Annotated in this window: 1 protein-coding gene; it reads left to right on the forward strand. The window is 66.1% G+C overall.

Features of this window, described 5'->3' with window-relative positions; genetic code table 11:
* Positions 1 to 327 (forward strand): biotin/lipoyl-containing protein (locus HMPREF2559_RS10975; protein ID WP_305763983.1); only part of this gene is annotated, 327 nt, incomplete at both ends.

The raw sequence follows: 327 nt of genomic DNA on the forward strand, positions 1-327 counted from the left end.
AAGGAAGAGAAGTCCGCACCGGCTTCCTCCGGCTCCACCGGCGCTGCCTCCGACGTCGAGATGCCAGAACTCGGCGAGTCCGTCACCGAGGGCACCATCACCCAGTGGCTCAAGTCCGTCGGCGACACCGTCGAGGTCGACGAGCCGCTGCTCGAGGTCTCCACCGACAAGGTCGACACCGAAATCCCGTCCCCGGTCGCCGGCACCCTCGTCGAAATCCTCGCTGACGAAGACGACACCATCGAGGTCGGCGCCGTCATCGCCCGCATCGGCGACGAAAACGCCGCCCCGGCCGAAAAGTCCGAAGCCAAGGAAGAACCCAAGGCT

The sequence above is a fragment of the Corynebacterium sp. HMSC072G08 genome (assembly GCF_001809185.1).
In the GTDB taxonomy this organism is placed as follows: Bacteria; Actinomycetota; Actinomycetes; order Mycobacteriales; family Mycobacteriaceae; genus Corynebacterium; species Corynebacterium phoceense.